Here is an 18754-nt window from a genome sequence, read left to right on the forward strand (position 1 = left end):
CTTCAATAAAAATAAGATAGTACAGATAAACTTTTGCTGTAATCTGTAATTGTTACCCTTTAATTATTTTTCGTAAATTGTTTACGAAAATTGCTTGAAAAATAACCTTGGTGTATCTATGCCTAACTTTTTCTGCATTTTCATAATTTATTTTTAACCTTATCTATTAATTATTATGAAAAAACAACTTCTTTTTTTAAATCTTTGTCTCCTTATTTCCTTTACAACTTTTTCACAAGCTTTACCATCTTGTTTCTCTTGGGATAATGTAAAAATTAATAATGGTGATAGTAGAAATTTTGTATCTAATGTAAAACCTCAATTCTTTCAAAACCCATGTATTTCTCATGCTTTTATTAATGCTATAGAAACACAATATAATATTGAGTTTGATAATTCTAATCGCAATAAAGTTAATTTAACAGTTGCTTATTTAGATGTGATGACTCAACTTGACGATAAAATGATTAAATATAAAAATATTCTAGAAGGTCATAGTTTATTATTACCTGTTTATAAAAGTTCTGAAGATCCATTTTCATTTAGATATAGTGAGTTTTTACCTAATGTAGGATTAAATAATCCTTACAATCATCCTGATGGTACCTATAATGGATATTATTCAGAAGATACAAGAAATTGTATAAATAATAATAAACATTTTATTATTAAAAACTTTGCTTTTGAGCCAGATCAAACATGGAGAATAGATAAAGGTAATTGTGACTCAGAAGATATTCGTACCAAGGATTATCTAAGTATTGGTATCGTTGAAAAGCTTAATAACCCATCTATAGAAGAGCTTAAAACTAGTATTATAGAAAATGGTCCAGTAGTGATGAAAGTTTACGATGATACTGTTTCAATTTTTAAAACTTATAATGAGAGTGTTAATTATCATGCATATACAATTATTGGATGGGAAGATGTTAATGAATCAACAACTAAATGGAGACTTACAGATAGCTGGAAAGGATCAACATCTGTAGATTATTCGAATAGTATTAATAATAATACTTTTTTAAATCTAGCTAATAATTCTGATAAAATTGAAATCTATAAAATTGATGATGTAAAATTTAGAGGCAGTAAAAATGGTGCAAATGAGTTTACCGTTGATAAAAATATTCAATGTGTGCCACAACCTTCAACTCTTTCTGGTATTGATGTAAATATTGATCATGTATACGTTGGAGGATATTTGTATCATAAATTTTGGGTAACTAGTAATCAAAACATTGATAATTGGATTTGGGGTATCGATTACCCTAATGGCTCTTTAAAAAGATCACAAGTAAATAACAACACATATAGTTCTGTATTATTAAGCCCGACTTCTAGTGGAGTAGTTACTGTTTATGTTAATGCCTACAAAAACGGGGTAAAAGTGGCAACTAAAGAAAGACGAATATATCTTTCGAACGGAACCAATACTGGCGGCGGAAATGGAAATGATGCCGGTTGGTAACATTTACATTTTTAATCCTATTAAATATTTAAAAGCACTTTATTAAAAAGTGCTTTTTTTATTCATTCTTTTATGAAAATATATTTTTTACCAATCGTTCGGTAATTTAAAATAATTTTATATCTTTGTCCCATGAGACCACAAAAAGTATTAGATATTGAAATTTTAGCAGGATTAAGTAAAGTATTCCGTTCAAAAGGATATGAAGGTGCTAGCTTAAAAGATTTATCTGATGCAACTGGATTAAAAAAAGCCAGTTTGTACCATAGATTTCCTGATGGAAAAAAAGGTATGGCTGATGCCGTTTTAAATCACATAGACAATTGGGTTGATGAAAAAGTTTTTTTTGAATTATTAAATACAGAAAAGACTCCTGAAGAAAGATTGAAAACAGGTTTAGAAGCAGTTAGAGTTTTATATGAAGGCGGGGAAGAAACTTGTATTTTTAGAGCATTATCTATGCAATCTAGCTTAGAGCTATTTGAAGGTCAAATTAGTGGAGGAATGAAAAAATGGATCGATACATTCGAAACATTAGGTCTTGCTTTTGGCTTCTCTCCTACTGACGCAAAAGAAAAAGCATATCAAACTTTAATTAAAGTTCAAGGTAGTTTAATAGTTACTAAAGGACTTAATGATATTTCTGTTTTTGAAAATACTTTAGTACAAATAGAAAATGAATATTTAGATCAATAAAAAATTTTTGAATTTAAATTTTACCGAATGTTCGGTAATAAAAATAAAAACATGAAAAAACATCCATTACCTCCATTTACATTGGAGACAGCTAAACAAAAAGTTCAAATGGCAGAAGATGCTTGGAACAGTAAAAATCCTATTAAAGTATCAGAAGCATATTCTATAGATACCGAATGGAGAAATCGTGATCAATTTATTAATGGTAGAAAAGAAGTGCAAGATTTTTTATCAAATAAATGGAATGTAGAACTAAACTATAAACTTAAAAAAGAGTTGTGGGCTTTTTCTGAAAATCGCATTGCAGTAAGATTCGAATATGAATACGAAAATGAAGAAGGACAATGGTTCAGAGCATATGGTAATGAAAACTGGGAATTCGATGAAAACGGACTTATGCAAAAGAGATACGCTAGTATCAACGATTTGAAAATTAAAGAAACAGATAGAAAATTATAAAACAAGCAACATGAAACTTCTAAAACCTATACTCTTTTCTTTTATCATTTTGGCATTTAGTTGTCAGAAAAAAGAAATACAAAAACAAACAACAACAATAAAACAAAACACGATGACACAAATTAAATATAAAAAGCAAACCGTTAATGGAGTATCAATTGCTTATAGAGAAGCAGGAAATCCCAAAAATCCAACCATCGTTTTATTACATGGTTTTCCAACCTCATCACATCAATATAGAAAAGTCTTAGCGCAACTTGCAGATGAATACCATCTTATTGCTCCAGATTACCCTGGGTTTGGTAATAGTGACTTCCCTCCTATTGATCAGTATGAATATACTTTCGATAATATTGCTAATACGATTAATACATTCTTAGAAGAAAAAGGAATTGATTCTTACGCTATAATGATTCAAGATTATGGTGCTCCAATTGGTTTTAGGTTAGCTACTGCACACCCAGAAAGAATTACAGCAATTATAAATCAAAACGGTAATGCTTACGAAGAAGGCTTAGGAGATGCTTGGAAAGGAATTAGAGAGTTATGGGCTAATCGTAATGAAGAAACTGAAAAAGCCTTGTTACCAGCTTTCTCTCTAGAAGGATTAGAATGGCAATACACCCATGGAACAAGAGCCCAAGAAAATGTAAATCCAGATACTTGGCACTTAGATTATTTAAGATTATCTCGACCAGGTTCGCATAAAATGCATTTAAATTTATTTTACGATTATCAAAACAATGTAAAATTATATCCAAAATGGCAACAATATTTAAGAGACAATCAACCTCCTCTTATAATTGTTTGGGGTAAAAACGATGCTTTCTTTCCTGAAAGTGGTGCAACAGCATTCAAAAAAGATGTAAAAAATATAGACTATAATATATATGATACTGGTCATTTTGCTTTGGAAGAAGATGGCGAAGAAATCATTCAAAAAATTAGAACTTTCATGAAAAATATTCAGAAAAAATAAGCCTTCAAATTTCATTTTAGATTAGTAGAAAAGTGTGAGTCATAGTACTTGCGCTTTTCTTTTTTATAAACACTTCTTTAGTAATTGGATAAAACTCTAAACACTTGGCTCTTTTTTGAATTAGATATATCTTTACGCCCTCAATTATAGCTAATGAGTTTTTTAGAAGAAATACAAAAAAGAAGAACATTCGGAATTATATCTCACCCTGATGCGGGTAAAACAACATTAACAGAAAAACTATTACTTTTTGGTGGAGCCATTCAAGAAGCTGGTGCTGTAAAAAGTAATAAAGTTAAAAAAGGTGCTACTTCCGATTTCATGGAAATTGAACGTCAGCGTGGTATTTCTGTTGCAACCTCTGTTCTTGCTTTCAATTATAAAGAAAAGAAAATTAATATTCTTGACACTCCTGGTCACAAGGATTTTGCTGAAGATACATTCAGGACGTTAACTGCTGTAGATAGTGTTATTGTTGTTATTGATGTAGCAAAAGGTGTCGAGGAACAAACTGAAAAACTAGTTCAAGTTTGTAGAATGCGTAATATTCCAATGATTGTTTTTATCAATAAGTTGGACCGTGAAGGTAAAGATGCATTTGATCTTTTAGATGAAGTTGAACAAAAATTAGGATTAAGAGTTACACCTTTAAGTTTCCCTATCGGAATGGGTTATGACTTTAAAGGAATCTATAACATTTGGGAAAAGAAAATCAATATTTTCTCTGGTGATAACAAACAAACTATTTCTGAAGGTGTTGAATTTGATGATATAAACAATCCTAAGTTAGATGAACTTGTTGGAGAAGATGCTGCTGAAACACTTCGTGAAGAATTAGAACTGGTTTATGAAGTATATCCTGACTTTGATAAAAAGGCTTATGATGATGGACAATTACAACCTGTATTCTTTGGTTCTGCTTTAAATAATTTTGGAGTTAAAGAATTATTAGATTGTTTTATTGATATTGCTCCGAATCCACAACCTAAAATGTCGGATACTCGTTTAGTAGATTCTAAAGAAAATAAATTAACAGGATTTGTTTTCAAAATTCACGCGAATATGGATCCTAAACACAGAGATCGTTTAGCTTTCGTAAAAATCGTTTCAGGAACATTCAAAAGAAATACTCCATATTTACACGTTCGTAATAACAAAAAAGTAAAGTTTTCTAGTCCGAATGCTTTCTTTGCTGAAAAGAAAGAAATTGTTGAAGAATCTTTTGCTGGTGATATTGTTGGACTTCACGATACAGGTAACTTCAAAATCGGAGATACTTTAACTGAAGGAGAAAAATTAAACTTCAAAGGAATTCCAAGTTTCTCTCCAGAACATTTCCGTTATGTAAACAATGCAGATCCGTTAAAAGCGAAACAATTATATAAAGGTTTAGACCAATTAATGGATGAAGGTGTTGCACAGTTATTTACTTTAGATATGAACGGACGAAGAATTATTGGTACTGTTGGTGCACTTCAGTACGAAGTAATTCAATATCGTTTAGAGCATGAATATAATGCTAAATGTACATACGAAAATATTGCTGTACATAAAGCTTGTTGGGTAGAACCTGAAGATGAAAAGAACGAAGAATTCAAAGAATTCAAACGTGTAAAACAACGTTATTTAGCTAAAGACAAACAGGGACAATTAGTTTTCTTAGCAGATTCTCCATTTACTATTCAAATGACACAAAGTAAATTTCCGACAGTGAAATTACATTTTACTAGTGAATTCAATTAATTCAGAAAAATTATATGCTCATGGTTAAAAATACTGTCATTGCGAACAAAGTGAAGCAATCTAAACACAGTAAAATGAGATTACTTCGTTACACTCGTAATGACGTTCTATCTATATTTGTTTTGCTTTTTATGTATTTACAAGTAGATGCGCAAAAAGATATTTCTGAATTACAAGGAAAAGAATTAAACAACAGAGTTCGTTTAAATTTTATTCCAGTTTCTATGCCAGACAATGCTAGATTCACTGAATCTACTATGGGATTGGTCGGATTGCATTATCAAATACCTTTTAACGATTGGTTATATGGTGGAGCTGGATTTCATTTTGCTGTAACTGGAGATCAAGGTGGATTGTTCACTTTAGGTGCAGAATTAGGTATCAACAAAAAAATCGTTGACAATTTATACTTTGATGCCAACTTCCATTTCGGTGGCGGTGGTGGTTACAGAATTTTAGTAAATGATGGAGCATTTATCAACCCAAATATTGGTTTACAATACAAAAAGAAAAACTATGGCTTTGGAGTACAATTCAGTCATTTAAACTTTTATACAGGAAGTATAAAAGATAACTCTGTTTCTTTCTTTGTTGAAATTCCAAGTATTTTCAGGTATACAGATTATGAAAATGCAAATCAAGAATTCACAAACACTTTAGGTAGCGATTCTTATTGGAAAAGACCTGTTGTTAAAAACACACAGCAAGTTCGCTTCGATTTCTTCTTCCCTTTCGGAGAGTCTAAAAAAGATAATGGAGATCCTTTAGATACTACATTATATGTATTAGGTTTCGAATATCAGAAATATGTAAACGAGAATACATTTTTATTTGCACATACTGATGCTATATATAAAGGATTAAGAGCTGGTTTTATGGATTTATTTGTTGGTGCTGGTTATCATCCGTATCAATCAAAGTATATCAATGTTTTTGGAAAACTGGCTGTTGGTGCAGCTGGTGGAAGAATTGCTCCTGAAGGCGGATTAACTGTTTATCCTTCTGCTGGGTTAGATTTAAAAATTTCCGACAATCTAGCATTAAGCGGACATGGTGGATATTATCGAGCTTTAGATGGAGATTTTGAAGCTTACACTTTAGGTTTCGGATTAAAATATATGAACTTAAGCAGTGGAACAGAAACTTCAGACGGAACACCGAATACAAACTTTAAAACTCAAGGAATTTCAGCATCTATACAAAATCAAACGTATTTTAAAGTTCAAAAAACAGATGATCCTAATAATGTATTGGTAACCGATTTACAATTATTAGCTTTAAACTTTACTTATGATATCTTTAATAATGTATACTTAATTGGTGAAGCTGGTTTTGCTTACGGAGGAAGATCTGGTGGCTATGCACATGGATTGGCTGGTTTTGGTGTAAAAACAAACACATTTTTAAATCATAAAGTAAATGCTTTTGTAAATTTAGTTGGAGGTGCTGCTGGTGGTGCCGGTGTAGATACTGATGAAGGAATTGTAGCAAGACCAACTATCGGATTCAATTATTTCGCAACTAACAATATAGCTTTACACGTTTCTGGCGGCAAATTATATTCTCCTTTCGGAAATGTAAATTCAAACAACTTTAATATAGGTATAAGTTATAACTTTGCCTCACTTAAAAATAACACTGACAAATAATAATTTATAATGAATAACGGAATATACGCAAAGTTCACTACTCCTAAAGGAGACATTTTAGTGAATTTAGAATACGAAAAAACTCCTGGAACAGTTGGTAACTTTGTTGCTTTAGCTGAAGGAAATTTAGAAAACTCTGCTCGTCCTCAAGGTGAGCCTTATTATAATGGATTAAAGTTTCATAGAGTTATTGCTGACTTTATGATTCAAGGTGGTTGTCCACAAGGAACAGGTACTGGAAATCCAGGTTATAAATTTGACGATGAAATTCACCCAGAATTAAAGCACGATGCTCCTGGAAAACTTTCTATGGCAAATGCAGGACCAGGAACTAACGGTTCTCAATTCTTTATTACTCATGCTGCTACTCCATGGTTAGACGGAAAGCATACTGTTTTTGGTAGTGTAATTGAAGGGCAAGATGTTGTTGATGCTGTTGAGCAAGGTGACGATATGAATGTTGAAATTTTAAGAGTTGGTGAAACTGCTGAAGCTTGGAATGCAGTTGAGGCTTTTAGATCTTTTGAAGGAGAACGTGAAAAAAGAGAAGCAGCTGAAAAAGCAAAGCAAAAAGAACTTTTAGATCAAGTTGCTGCTGGTTATGATGAAACTCCAAGTGGATTACGTTATAAAATCATTCAAAAAGGTGAAGGAAAAAAAGCAACTAAAGGAGCAATGGTTTCTGTACACTACAAAGGACAATTATTAGACGGAACTGTATTTGATTCTTCATACAAGCGTAAACAACCAATTGATTTTGCTATTGGAGTTGGTCAAGTAATTCCAGGATGGGATGAAGGAATCCAATTATTACAAGTTGGAGATAAAGCTCGCTTAGTTATTCCTTCTAACTTAGCTTATGGTGCTAATGGAGCTGGAGGAGTTATTCCACCAAATGCAACTTTAATTTTCGATGTAGAACTAATGAACGTTAAATAGTTCGAATACAACAATTATAAAAAAGGCTCGATTTTATTAAATCGAGCCTTTTTTATTTGATTATCAATAGGTTACTATAAAATAAATTCTTATATTAACTGAATATAAACTATATATAAAATTAAAAACATGAATTATAAACTTTTCATTTTCAATTTAACCTTACAATAAGGCATCCTTAACACATGTAAACTAGATATAGGCGAAATTTGTAAAAGTCGATTAAATAAGTCTAACCAATATATTTTAAATAAAATGAAATTATTCTCCCCCCTAAAACTAATTGCATTTTCATTGATTACATCGATTTCGATTAATGCTCAATCATCAAAAACTTGTGATACACCAAAAGATATGCAGATTAACGATTTAAATAGCATATCAAAATGCACAATAAAAAAAGAAGAAGGAAATAGCAGAAAAGTAACTTTAAATGTAGCTTCAAACAACATTAGAAAAAGAGTAGTACGAAAAAGAGTTCCGCAATCTAGAGCTAAAGTAAATGGATTAAACGATACTAAGAATTTAAAGAAAGATGTAAATTCTAACACCGAAACTTTAGTCATCAACAATAAAATAATAAACAGAGACGTTACTAAACAGGAAATATTATTTTCTGTGGTACATGATGTTCCTCTATTTCCAAAATGCGAAAACGAAAAGGGTGACTCTGTAGAATGTTTCAATAATCAATTCTCGAAACATTTTGCAAAAAACTTTGATCCTGAAAGAGCTTCTGATGATGGAGTTAATGGGAAAGTTTTTTTACAGTTCACCATTACACTAAAAGGAGAGATTAACAATATTCTTATTAAATCTAGGAATAAGAATGAATTGCTTGAGAAAGAAATTAAAAGAGTAGTGAACAAATTACCTAAATTAATTCCAGGAAAACATAATAATTTACCTGTGAATGTTAAGTATAGTTTACCTATCAACTTTAGTGAGAATTAACATATGTTAAAGCTGGCATGCTTTTTGGACCATTGAGATAAATTGGTAAAAAAATATATGAGCTTAATACACAATTATTTAAAAAATACAATTAATTTTTTTTAATCAGTATTAATTCATATCTTAGCCCCAAAGTAATCTCTTAATCCCTAAGAAAGTATGTTTAAAAAAGTTTTCGCGGTTGCTGTACTTTTAATTACTCAGCAATTAGCATTTTCTCAATCAAAAAAAGATGAAACCTGTGATACACCTGCTGGTGACCCAGCATTAGACCTTAATAGTATCACAAAGTGTACTGTAAACAGTAAAGACGCAAAATCAAAGAAAATTTCAGTTGAAGTTACTTCAAGACGAAGAGTTATTCGTAAGAGAGACGCTGTAACAGGTGTTAATTCTTCTAGTGCTACTTCTAACAAGTTAGCAGAATTGAAGAAGAAAGCTTCTATTGTAGGAAATCTTGATTTAAGTAATGAAGAGGTGGTTGATAAAATACCTTTCAATTTAGTAGAAGAAATTCCTCTATTTGAAAAATGTCAAAGTGTTGCTATTTTCAAGCAAGAAAGATGTTTTAGAGAACAAGTAAGTAAGCATATTCAAAGATATTTCTCATATCCTGAAGAAGCATATGAAAAAAGTATCCAAGGTAGAGTATTAGTTCAGTTTGTAATTGATAAAGATGGTTCAGTTTCAGATATGAACTTCAGATCTCCATACAAAGGTGATTTATTAGAAAAAGAGGCTAAAAGAATTGTTTCTAAGCTTCCTAAATTTATACCTGGTAAGCACAATGGTAGAGCTGTAAAAGTTAAATATGGTATTCCTATTAATTTCAAAATTAAAGGAAGAAAGCCTTCTAACATTAAAAGAACAAGAAAGTTCGACGAGAAAAAAGATAAAGTTTACACTTTCGAAAATGTTGATCAAGTACCTCAATTCGATGGATGTAAAGGTAACAAGACTCAAAAATGTTTTAATGAGCAATTCTCAAAGCATATTGTTGCTAACTATGTTTATCCTGAGGATGCTTTACAAGCAAAAATTCAAGGTAAAATTTCAGTTTACTTCGTAGTAGATGTTAATGGTGACATTGCAAATATTAGAACTAGAGGTCCACAAGGAGCTAAAAGTTTAGAAGAAGCTGCGGCTAAGTTAATTCAGTCTTTACCAAAATTAAAGCCAGCTTTAAAGAGAGGAAAAGAAGTAAATGTTAAATATAACTTCCCAATCAACTTTTCTTTAAACTAAGATTACAAAAGAGATTAATAAATACATAAATAAAAAAGGTCAGAATAATTTCTGACCTTTTTTTGTATCTTAACTTTATGAAAACAGCTAAACAATGGTTTGATGAATATGCAGTAAGTCATCAAAATGAAACAAATCAGATAATTCATTATATATGTGTACCCGCTATATTTTTTAGTGTAATAGGTTTATTTATGTCGATACCTCCTACTCTATTAAAAAGTACATTTAAACTATATAATCCTTTAATTGAAAATTGGGCTTTTGTTGTTGGGATATTCTTAACTTTATTTTTCTATTTAAGATTAGGGTTTTGGTATTTCATAAAAATGCTAGTTGTAATTCTATTAGCTATTGCAGCTAACAACTGGATTAATAATAACACCAACCTTTTAATAACTTCTATTGTAATATTTGTTGTGGCTTGGATCGGTCAATTCTATGGTCATAAAGTTGAAGGTAAAAAACCTTCATTTATTAAAGACTTACAATTTCTTTTAATAGGACCGTTATGGGTTATTGAAAAACTAACTTCAAAACAAAAATAAAATGGATCACATTAATTTTGAAGATTTCTTAAAGGTAGATATTAGAATAGGAACAATAATAGAAGTTAATGATTTTCCTAAAGCTAGGAAACCAGCTTATCAGTTAAAAGTTGATTTTGGTGAAACTGTAGGTATTAAAAAAACCAGCGCCCAAATCACAGATATTTACACTAAAGAAGAGCTTCTTCATAAAAAAGTAAATTGTGTCATTAATTTTAGACCAAAACAGATCGCAAATTTTATCAGCGAATGTTTAGTTTTAGGTGTTTATAATTCAGAAAATAACGTTGTATTGCTTTCTCCATCTAAACAAGACATAAAAAATGGTACTCAAGTATCATAGAAATGTACTTTATCAATTTACCTCTTATCGTATAATCTATATACCAAATTGTATACAACATACGAAAATCTGTATAAGAACCTAAGATAACTTCGTATCTACCTTTGTCTTGTTAATTTCAAACAAGATATAAGATGAAATCAAATCAATTTGGTAAGAATGGTTGGACACCAGAAAGAATAGGAAATTTACAAAGAAAAACGTATCTAATTACTGGTGCTACAAGTGGTACAGGTCTTGAAGCTTCTAAAATCTTATTATCAAAGGGAGCTAAAGTAGTAATGCTGAATCGTAATGCTAAAAAATCAAAAGAAGTAATTTCAGATTTTAAGAAAGAACTTAGTAAAACTATAGATGTATCTTTTATTTTAATAGATTTAGGAGAACAAAGTTCAGTTAGAAAAGCTGCAAAAGAAATACTTCAAAAAATACCTCATATAGATGCATTGATATGTAATGGAGCAATTGCACAAGTTCCTAAACAAGTTTTGACTGTTGATGGTTTTGAAAGTCAACTTGGTGTAAACCATTATGGCCATTTCACACTTCAAGGTTTACTGTTTCCACTCATAGAAAAATCAAATGGGCGCATTGTAGTTGTGGGAAGTGAAGGTTATAAAATGGGACTTAAAACTATTAAGTTCGATGATATGAACTGGTATCGAAATTACAATGGCAATCACGCTTACAGTCAAAGTAAACTTGCACAAATTATGTCTGTTTATGAATTGCAAGATCGATTAAAAGAAGCAGAAAAAAACAATGTAAAAGTATATGCTTGTCACCCCGGAGCATCAAGAACTTCACTGATAAAAACTAGTGGTAGTTTAATTACTCGATTTATATGGCAATTAATGAAACTTTCTCCATTTGTTCAATCTGCAGAAAAAGGAGCTTACCCGGAATTAATGTGTGCAACCGAACCTGATTTAGATGAAACTGGTTTTTACGGACCAACAGGAAGAAATTACTGGACAGGCCCTGTAGGTAAATGTAAATTAGAACCACATGCTAAAGATAAAGCTGTATCGTATAAATTATGGGAAGTTTCAGAAAAAGAAACTAACTTTAAGTGGAATATCTAAATTAGAGTTATGCAACATTTTAAAACATTATCATCGTATTTAGATTACTTAGGTTTACCAAGACCAGAACATCCAATGTTAAGTATTTTCAACTCTAAAGAAGATGGTTATTTACCATGTCCTAGAGAAAGCTCTCCTCCTATTACAAACGATTGCTATACTATCAGTTTTAAAAAGTTTGTGACTGGTGACTTAAATTATGGTAGAACAAAATATGATTTTACCAATGGTACTTTATTTTTTATCGCACCTAGACAAGTCTTACAATGGGATGAAAGCGCAGTATTTAAACAAAAAGGGTTTTCAATAAATTTTCATGAAGATTTTCTTAAGGGAACAACACTAGCGAAACAAATTAAAAAATACGGTTTCTTTTCTTACACTGTAAACGAAGCATTACATCTTTCTCCTAGGGAGGAAAAACAAATAGAATTTATTGTAGAAAATATAGAAATTGAATATCAAAATAATCAAGATAAGTTTAGTAAAGAAATTATAATTTCTCAATTAGATACATTATTAAAATATGCAAATCGTTTTTACGAAAGACAATTTTTAAACAGAACAGAACTTTCTAATGATTTGTTAGAGAAATTTCATTTTCATTTATCTAAGTATTTTGAATCAGGTCAATTACAAGAACATGGAATACCAAGTATTGCAAAAATTGCAAAAAAACTTTCTGTTTCTCAACGTTATTTAAGCGATACATTAAAAAAAGAAACTGGTAAAACTACAACAGAACATTTGCACTTACATTTAATAGATGAAGCTAAAAATATTTTATTACAACCTAATAAAAGTATTGCAGAAGTTGCTTATCAATTAGGCTTTGAATATCCACCCTATTTTTCAAGATTATTCAAGAAAAAAGAAGGAATTAGTCCAACACAATGCAGAGAAAAATATAAATTGAATTAAACTATGGAATTACTAAAGTTTGCAATAGAATGGACTAAAGATGAAATCTCTTCTTCTAAAATTTTTATTCTTTTCGGTATTCTTTTTATGTCAGCTAGTATTGGTTTTTGGCAATTAGGAAAAACAGAAATAGCGAAAGCTTTTATTTATCCAATTCTTATTGCAGGAATCTTGCTTTTAATGACTGGATTCGGATTTTACTTCAGTAATAAATCTAGGCTTTCAAATATTGAATCTAACTATAGCGGAAATCCATCTGCTTTTGTAGAATCAGAAATAGTAAAAACTGAAAAAATTATGAACTCATATGAGAATATTGCTTTTAAAATATTCCCTGCGATTATAGCTATAGCAGCTTTATTAATTATTTCTACTGATAAAGCTATTTGGAGAGCAATTTGTATTACTGTTATTGCTTTTTTAACTGTGCTTTTAGTATTGGATATAAATGCTAATGCAAGAATTAAAAATTATCACAAAGAACTAAAGCAAATAAAAAAGTAGAAGTTGGATTATGATAACCTAACTTCTACTCTTTTATATTGAACTATTAAACACTACATTTTATCTCCGAAAAATACAGCGTTCATTAGTAATTTATTAGTTCCAAACCAAAAAGCTCTAAAGTTAGTATTGTCAGTAAAAACTAATACTTTTCCTCTTCCTAATTGACTAGATTTAAAAGGAACCGTTTCTTTTAATAATTCTAAGTTAGGCTTTGAAATATATCCGCTTAATAATGGGTTTGAAGTATATTTAATCGGATTACTAAAGCTGTTTTTACTTGGTTGAATAAATAGTGTGCTATTTCTAAATAAAGCTATTTTATTATTCTTATAACCAAAGTTAACTGGATGCGATCTATCTATTGTAGCTTCAAAAATTGCTCCGCCAATTACTTGAGCTCCATAATGTAATCTTCTATTTTCAAACGTTACGTTTTTAATTCCTTCAGCTTTTTTAGTTTTAAAATCTACTTTTAAAAACTTATTACTAGTTAACCATCTAGCAGCATTTTTGTATCCAATTAAAACACCACCATTATTCGTCCACTCTTTTAATTTACTTTCTACAATTGCATTTAAAGACGAAGCATTAGGTAATATAATAGTTATATATTTTGAAATGTCTGTTCTTCTTAAATTAGATACATCTAATTTTGTAATACGCATATCAAATCTTTGATCAAATAAATGCCAAATTTCACCAGCATCACTAGGAGAAATTCCATCACCAACTAATACTGCTACTTTTTGCTTTTTAATATTTCTGAAATTATTACTTCCTAAATCAATTCCTTGATTTAAACCACTATTTACTCCAGTGATATCAACAAAATTATTTTCTGCTATTTCAGATAAGAACTTGAATAACTCTAAAGAATTTAAACTTTGGTTTTGTACTGGAATAAAAATTGTTCCGTAATCAAAACTATTACCTCCATTTTTAAAGGTTTTCATAGCTACTTTAGCTCTTAATCCTTTATTCAAAATTGTATTCAAAGCTCTAGGAGTATAGTATTCATTCCAAGGCATTAAATATCCAACTTCACTTTTAATGCTAACTTTTCCTTTCTTTAATGTAGGAATTGTTACTTCATTCTCAAGCTTACTTAAAGATACATCATTGGCAAAATCAACACCAAAAGCATGATTGAAAGTCCAAGCAGAAACATCATAAAAAAGACTATCAGTAAAACTCTTTCTTACATCAAACATTGCATTAATCAAACGAACATTCTTTTGATTTAATGGAATTCCATAACTATAATTTCTTTTAAATGTTTTACCAGCATTCGTGAAATCTGATTTTATTTTATGAATCTTGATCTTATGTCTTTGTAAAACTTCAGCTAAATGATACGTTTTTGCAGCATCTTTTTCATCACCAAATACAATAGCTTTTTGTTTTTCGTATGACTTAGAATTCTTGTAAAAATTTTGTTGATAGTTCAATAACTTAACACGCATACTATTCGCCGCTTCTAAAGTAGAAAGTGCAGCAGTAAACTGATTACGAATTGTAAAAGGAAAAGTTAGTAAACCATTATCTGTTTCTTGTGCATGACCTCTTGAACTTCCTTGTTCAAATAAAATCCCTATTCCTCCATTTATATCAGGAAAAGTAGATCCTTTTCCGTAATAAAAATCATCAAAACTTTCTTCTGAATAATATAACGAACCTAATTTATCAAAAGCTTTAGCATGATAAGTCGCTATTTCTTTTGTTAATTCTTGATTTAACTTTGGTGTTAAAGGATGTGTTCTACTTTGAATTCCTGGCTGAAAAAAGAACGTAGAATTACTTCCCATTTCATGATGATCGGTTAAAACGTTTGGTAACCATTGATGAAATGTTTTAATACGAGATTTACTTTCAGGTAACTGTACTGGTAACCAATCTCTATTCATATCAAACCAATAATGATTCGTTCTTCCTCTTGGCCAAATTTCAGAGTATTCTCTATCATTTGGATCTGGATTGATATTTTTAGATTTATTACTATTTGCCCAATATGAAAAACGCTGAACTCCATCTGGGTTCATACACGGATCAAATAAAATAACTGTATTTTGTAATAAGTTTTCTATCTCGTTTCCTTCTGCTGCGGCTAAATGATAAGCAGCAACTAATGCTGCATTAGCTCCACTAGCTTCATTTCCATGAATTGAAAAACCTTGATAAACAACAACTGGTAAATTAGAAACATTAATAGCTGTATTTTCTGTAGCTTCAATGTGTTTTTTTCTGATGTTCTCTAAATTGTTATGATTCTTAGGTGAAGTTATTTTTAATAAAATTAAAGGTCTGTCTTCATAAGTTTTTCCTCTTTCTTCTATAACAATTCTATCAGAAGCATTGGCTAAAGCTTTCATATAATACAAAAGCTTGTCGTGTGTAATATGCCACTCTCCTACTTCATGACCAATAACAGATTTTGGAGTAGGTATATTTTTATTATAAGTTATGTTTTTGGGTAAGTAATAAGATAAATCTAATTTGTTTTGCGCAAGACAAGACAAGATTACTGTTGACAGTAATAGTGTAAATATTTTTTTCATTTTGAAGTATTCGTGTATCTAACAAAGATAATGACCAATACTTTGAACTTTAGCAGAATACCTAAATGAAACGAAATTTTAAGAAAAAATTAATATTTATAAATTATCCTTTAGAACTATCTATCTGGGTTATTCAAAATGATTAAAGCTCCGATTACACCCGGAATCCAACCGCAAATTGTTAGAATAAAAATAATAATAAATGATCCACAACCTTTATCAATAATGGAAAGTGGAGGAAAAATAATAGCCAATAAAACTCTTAATAAATTCATATGCAAATCGCCTTTTTACTTTAAAGACGATTTCATTTTTATTTTGTTACAGTATACAAAAGAGCTAATTGTATACTTTTAAAACTCAGATTTACAAAGAATCAATAGTTTTTGTCAATTCGTAAAGTCAAATTGATTTTTAAAACACCTTTTTTTAATTAAAATTGTTTTTTGTATTTTTAAAAAGCTTTTAAAAAAATTAATCTAACGCAAAAACACCTATTTAAAAGTTAATATCACTTTTAAAGACCTTGTAAGCAATTAAATTCATTTATTTTGTGATAAAATTTAATACGTTATGTCATCAAAAAATATAGTAGAAAGTTCTAATGATACAACAAAAGCATTTGTATCTCCAGAATATATTCGTAATCGTTTTGCTTCTATCATGTCTGATATGTACAAAAATGAAGTACCACTTTATGGTGAATTACTAGATTTGGTTCATGATATTAATGATGATGTTCTTACAAAATCTTCAGCAATTAAAGAGCAATTAGCCAATACAGGAGAAATTACTCGATTGAATATGGAACGACATGGAGCCATCCGTTTAGGTAAGCCTTACGAATTATTTACTATGCGTCGCTTATTTAAAGTTATGGGAATGTATCCTGTTGGATATTACGATTTAGCCACAGCTGGTGTTCCTGTGCATTCTACAGCTTTTAGAGCCATTGAAAATACAGCTTTAAACCAAGCTCCTTTTAGAGTTTTTACTTCTTTATTACGCTTAGATTTAATTGATGATACTGAATTGCGTAAACGTGTTGAAACTATTTTAGAAGACCGTCAAATCTTCACGGAAAAAGCTTTAGAATTGATTGAAAAATCTGAAAAAGAAGGCGGATTAAATCATGAAGATGCTGAAATTTTTGTTCAAGAAGCTTTAGAAACATTTAGATGGCACGATACAGCTACTGTAGATCATAAAATGTATGAAGCATTACTAAACCAACATCGTTTAATAGCTGATGTTGTAGCTTTTAAAGGTCCGCATATCAATCACCTAACCCCAAGAAGTTTAGACATCGATAAAGTACAAGCAAGTATGGAAGCTCGTAATATTCCTCCAAAAGATAATATCGAAGGACCACCAACAAGAAAATGTCCTATTCTATTACGCCAAACAAGTTTTAAAGCATTAACTGAAAAAGTTACTTTTAAAAATGACATCGGAAACGGAAAAATGGGTGAACATAAAGCTCGTTTTGGAGAAATTGAGCAACGAGGTGCAGCTTTAACCCAGAAAGGATTAGACTTATATAACGAATTATTAGGCAAAACACGTAAAGCAATTGGCGGTTCACCAACTGCAGAAAATGCTTCTGAATACAACAAATTACTACAAGAAAACTTTACAATTTTCCCAGATAATTATTCTGAATTACAATCAGAAGAGTTAGCCTATTTTCACTATTTCACTACTGAAAAAGCAAAAAACATTTCTAAAGAAAAAGTGTATGCTAAAGAAGATGTAAATCAATTATTAGCAGAAGGTTTTCTAAAAATTGATCCTATGGTTTATGAAGATTTTTTACCTGTAAGTGCAGCTGGAATATTTGCTTCTAATTTAGGTACAGATGATGCAAAACGTAATTACGAAGGAACTTCTAATCAATCGCTATTTGAAAAAGATTTAGGAGCACCTGTTTACGAATTAATGAAATGGTATAGCGATATGCAAGATGAAACTATCCAAAAATGTTTAGTTGAATTGAATGCATAAGAAATGGTAATGCTACAATTTATAAAATCATTCTTTTGAAAAATCAATTTGACTATATAGATCGACAAATTTTATCTAAACTTAGAGAAGATGCTAGAAAGGCCTTTTCTCAAATTGCTGAAGAATTAAATGTTTCTAACTCATTAATTCATCAACGTATTAAAAAATTATCTTCCGAAGGAGTTATAAAAAATGCTGAGTTTGTTTTAGATGAAAAAAAGCTTGGGTATAAAACTAAATCCTACACAGGTATTCGTTTAAGAGAAGCTAGATTTGCAAAAGAAGTAATGCGAGAACTTGAAAAAATAGACGAAATTGTTGAGTGTAATTTTGTTTCAGGTAATTATGCCATTTTCATACTTACATATACTCGCGATAATGAGCATTTACAAAAAGTTTTATACGATAAAGTTCATTTGATTAATGGTGTTGCGGGTACCGATTCTTTTATTTGTTTTGATACCTGTTTCAAAAGAAATTCTTTGATTCAATAATTATCTAATTTGTGAAATAACTATACTTTTTTTGCCATATTCTCAGCAAAATAGTTTTTAAAGAAAAATTGATCTTTTGAATCATCAGATTGTAGTAAATTAGAGGTTTTGATTCAAAAATCAACAAAAACCAACACAACTATTAAAGGTAAATTCCTTATTTAT

At 30.1% G+C, this 18754-nt stretch carries 18 protein-coding genes; 16 read left to right on the forward strand and 2 right to left on the reverse strand.

The genetic code is table 11. The features are described from left to right. Positions 1-175 precede the first annotated feature (175 nt). The 14 genes from Q1A15_RS17575 (at position 176) to Q1A15_RS17640 (ending at position 13533) form a co-directional block, all read left to right on the forward strand. Complete coding sequence (locus Q1A15_RS17575; protein ID WP_299627142.1) at positions 176-1468, forward strand: hypothetical protein; 1293 nt, start codon at positions 176-178, stop codon at positions 1466-1468. 132 nt (positions 1469-1600) lie between these two features. Next, on the forward strand, positions 1601-2164 hold the full coding sequence (locus Q1A15_RS17580; RefSeq protein ID WP_299627144.1) for a TetR/AcrR family transcriptional regulator: 564 nt from the start codon (positions 1601-1603) through the stop codon (positions 2162-2164). Positions 2165-2215: 51 nt separating this feature from the next. Then, positions 2216-2623, forward strand: coding sequence for a nuclear transport factor 2 family protein (locus Q1A15_RS17585; RefSeq protein WP_299627146.1), 408 nt, complete (start codon positions 2216-2218; stop codon positions 2621-2623). A gap of 112 nt (positions 2624-2735) precedes the next feature. Beyond that, positions 2736-3602 (forward strand): alpha/beta hydrolase, encoded by an 867-nt coding sequence (locus tag Q1A15_RS17590; RefSeq protein WP_299627148.1) that lies wholly within the window; start codon positions 2736-2738, stop codon positions 3600-3602. Between the two features lie 153 nt (positions 3603-3755). Further along, on the forward strand, positions 3756-5345 hold the full coding sequence (locus Q1A15_RS17595) for a peptide chain release factor 3 (RefSeq protein WP_299627150.1): 1590 nt from the start codon (positions 3756-3758) through the stop codon (positions 5343-5345). Between the two features lie 74 nt (positions 5346-5419). Further along, positions 5420-6994: a hypothetical protein gene (locus Q1A15_RS17600; protein WP_299627152.1), complete on the forward strand. Its 1575-nt coding sequence runs from the start codon at positions 5420-5422 to the stop codon at positions 6992-6994. Between the two features lie 9 nt (positions 6995-7003). Further along, entirely contained in the window at positions 7004-7933 is a 930-nt protein-coding gene (locus Q1A15_RS17605; RefSeq protein ID WP_299627154.1) for a peptidylprolyl isomerase, read from the forward strand. A gap of 294 nt (positions 7934-8227) precedes the next feature. Then, positions 8228-8887 (forward strand): energy transducer TonB, encoded by a 660-nt coding sequence (locus tag Q1A15_RS17610; protein WP_299627156.1) that lies wholly within the window; start codon positions 8228-8230, stop codon positions 8885-8887. Positions 8888-9046: 159 nt separating this feature from the next. After that, the gene (locus tag Q1A15_RS17615) at positions 9047-10132 is read left to right on the forward strand and encodes an energy transducer TonB (RefSeq protein ID WP_299627158.1); all 1086 of its coding nucleotides are present in this window, start codon (positions 9047-9049) and stop codon (positions 10130-10132) included. A 77-nt stretch (positions 10133-10209) separates the two neighbouring features. Continuing rightward, on the forward strand, positions 10210-10680 hold the full coding sequence (locus Q1A15_RS17620) for an Mpo1-like protein (RefSeq protein WP_299627160.1): 471 nt from the start codon (positions 10210-10212) through the stop codon (positions 10678-10680). A gap of 1 nt (position 10681) precedes the next feature. After that, entirely contained in the window at positions 10682-11023 is a 342-nt protein-coding gene (locus tag Q1A15_RS17625) for a tRNA-binding protein (protein WP_299627162.1), read from the forward strand. A gap of 134 nt (positions 11024-11157) precedes the next feature. After that, positions 11158-12108: an SDR family oxidoreductase gene (locus Q1A15_RS17630; RefSeq protein WP_299627164.1), complete on the forward strand. Its 951-nt coding sequence runs from the start codon at positions 11158-11160 to the stop codon at positions 12106-12108. Between the two features lie 9 nt (positions 12109-12117). Then, on the forward strand, positions 12118-13029 hold the full coding sequence (locus Q1A15_RS17635) for a helix-turn-helix domain-containing protein (protein ID WP_299627166.1): 912 nt from the start codon (positions 12118-12120) through the stop codon (positions 13027-13029). 3 nt (positions 13030-13032) lie between these two features. Then, positions 13033-13533, forward strand: coding sequence for a hypothetical protein (locus tag Q1A15_RS17640; RefSeq protein WP_299627168.1), 501 nt, complete (start codon positions 13033-13035; stop codon positions 13531-13533). 53 nt (positions 13534-13586) lie between these two features. Here Q1A15_RS17640 and Q1A15_RS17645 read toward each other — a convergent pair whose 3' ends face one another. Both Q1A15_RS17645 and Q1A15_RS17650 read right to left on the reverse strand, forming a co-directional pair. Continuing rightward, complete coding sequence (locus tag Q1A15_RS17645) at positions 13587-16091, reverse strand: M14 family metallopeptidase (RefSeq protein WP_299627170.1); 2505 nt, start codon at positions 16089-16091, stop codon at positions 13587-13589. Positions 16092-16207: 116 nt separating this feature from the next. Beyond that, on the reverse strand, positions 16208-16366 hold the full coding sequence (locus Q1A15_RS17650) for a YqaE/Pmp3 family membrane protein (protein WP_299627172.1): 159 nt from the start codon (positions 16364-16366) through the stop codon (positions 16208-16210). 298 nt (positions 16367-16664) lie between these two features. Here Q1A15_RS17650 and Q1A15_RS17655 point away from each other — a divergent pair, with 298 nt between their 5' ends. Both Q1A15_RS17655 and Q1A15_RS17660 read left to right on the forward strand, forming a co-directional pair. After that, positions 16665-18095: a VOC family protein gene (locus tag Q1A15_RS17655; protein WP_299627174.1), complete on the forward strand. Its 1431-nt coding sequence runs from the start codon at positions 16665-16667 to the stop codon at positions 18093-18095. A 35-nt stretch (positions 18096-18130) separates the two neighbouring features. Then, complete coding sequence (locus Q1A15_RS17660; protein WP_299627176.1) at positions 18131-18589, forward strand: Lrp/AsnC ligand binding domain-containing protein; 459 nt, start codon at positions 18131-18133, stop codon at positions 18587-18589. The last annotated feature ends 165 nt before the right edge of the window (positions 18590-18754 follow it).

This window comes from uncultured Tenacibaculum sp. (genome assembly GCF_947495995.1).
In the GTDB taxonomy this organism is placed as follows: Bacteria; Bacteroidota; Bacteroidia; order Flavobacteriales; family Flavobacteriaceae; genus Polaribacter.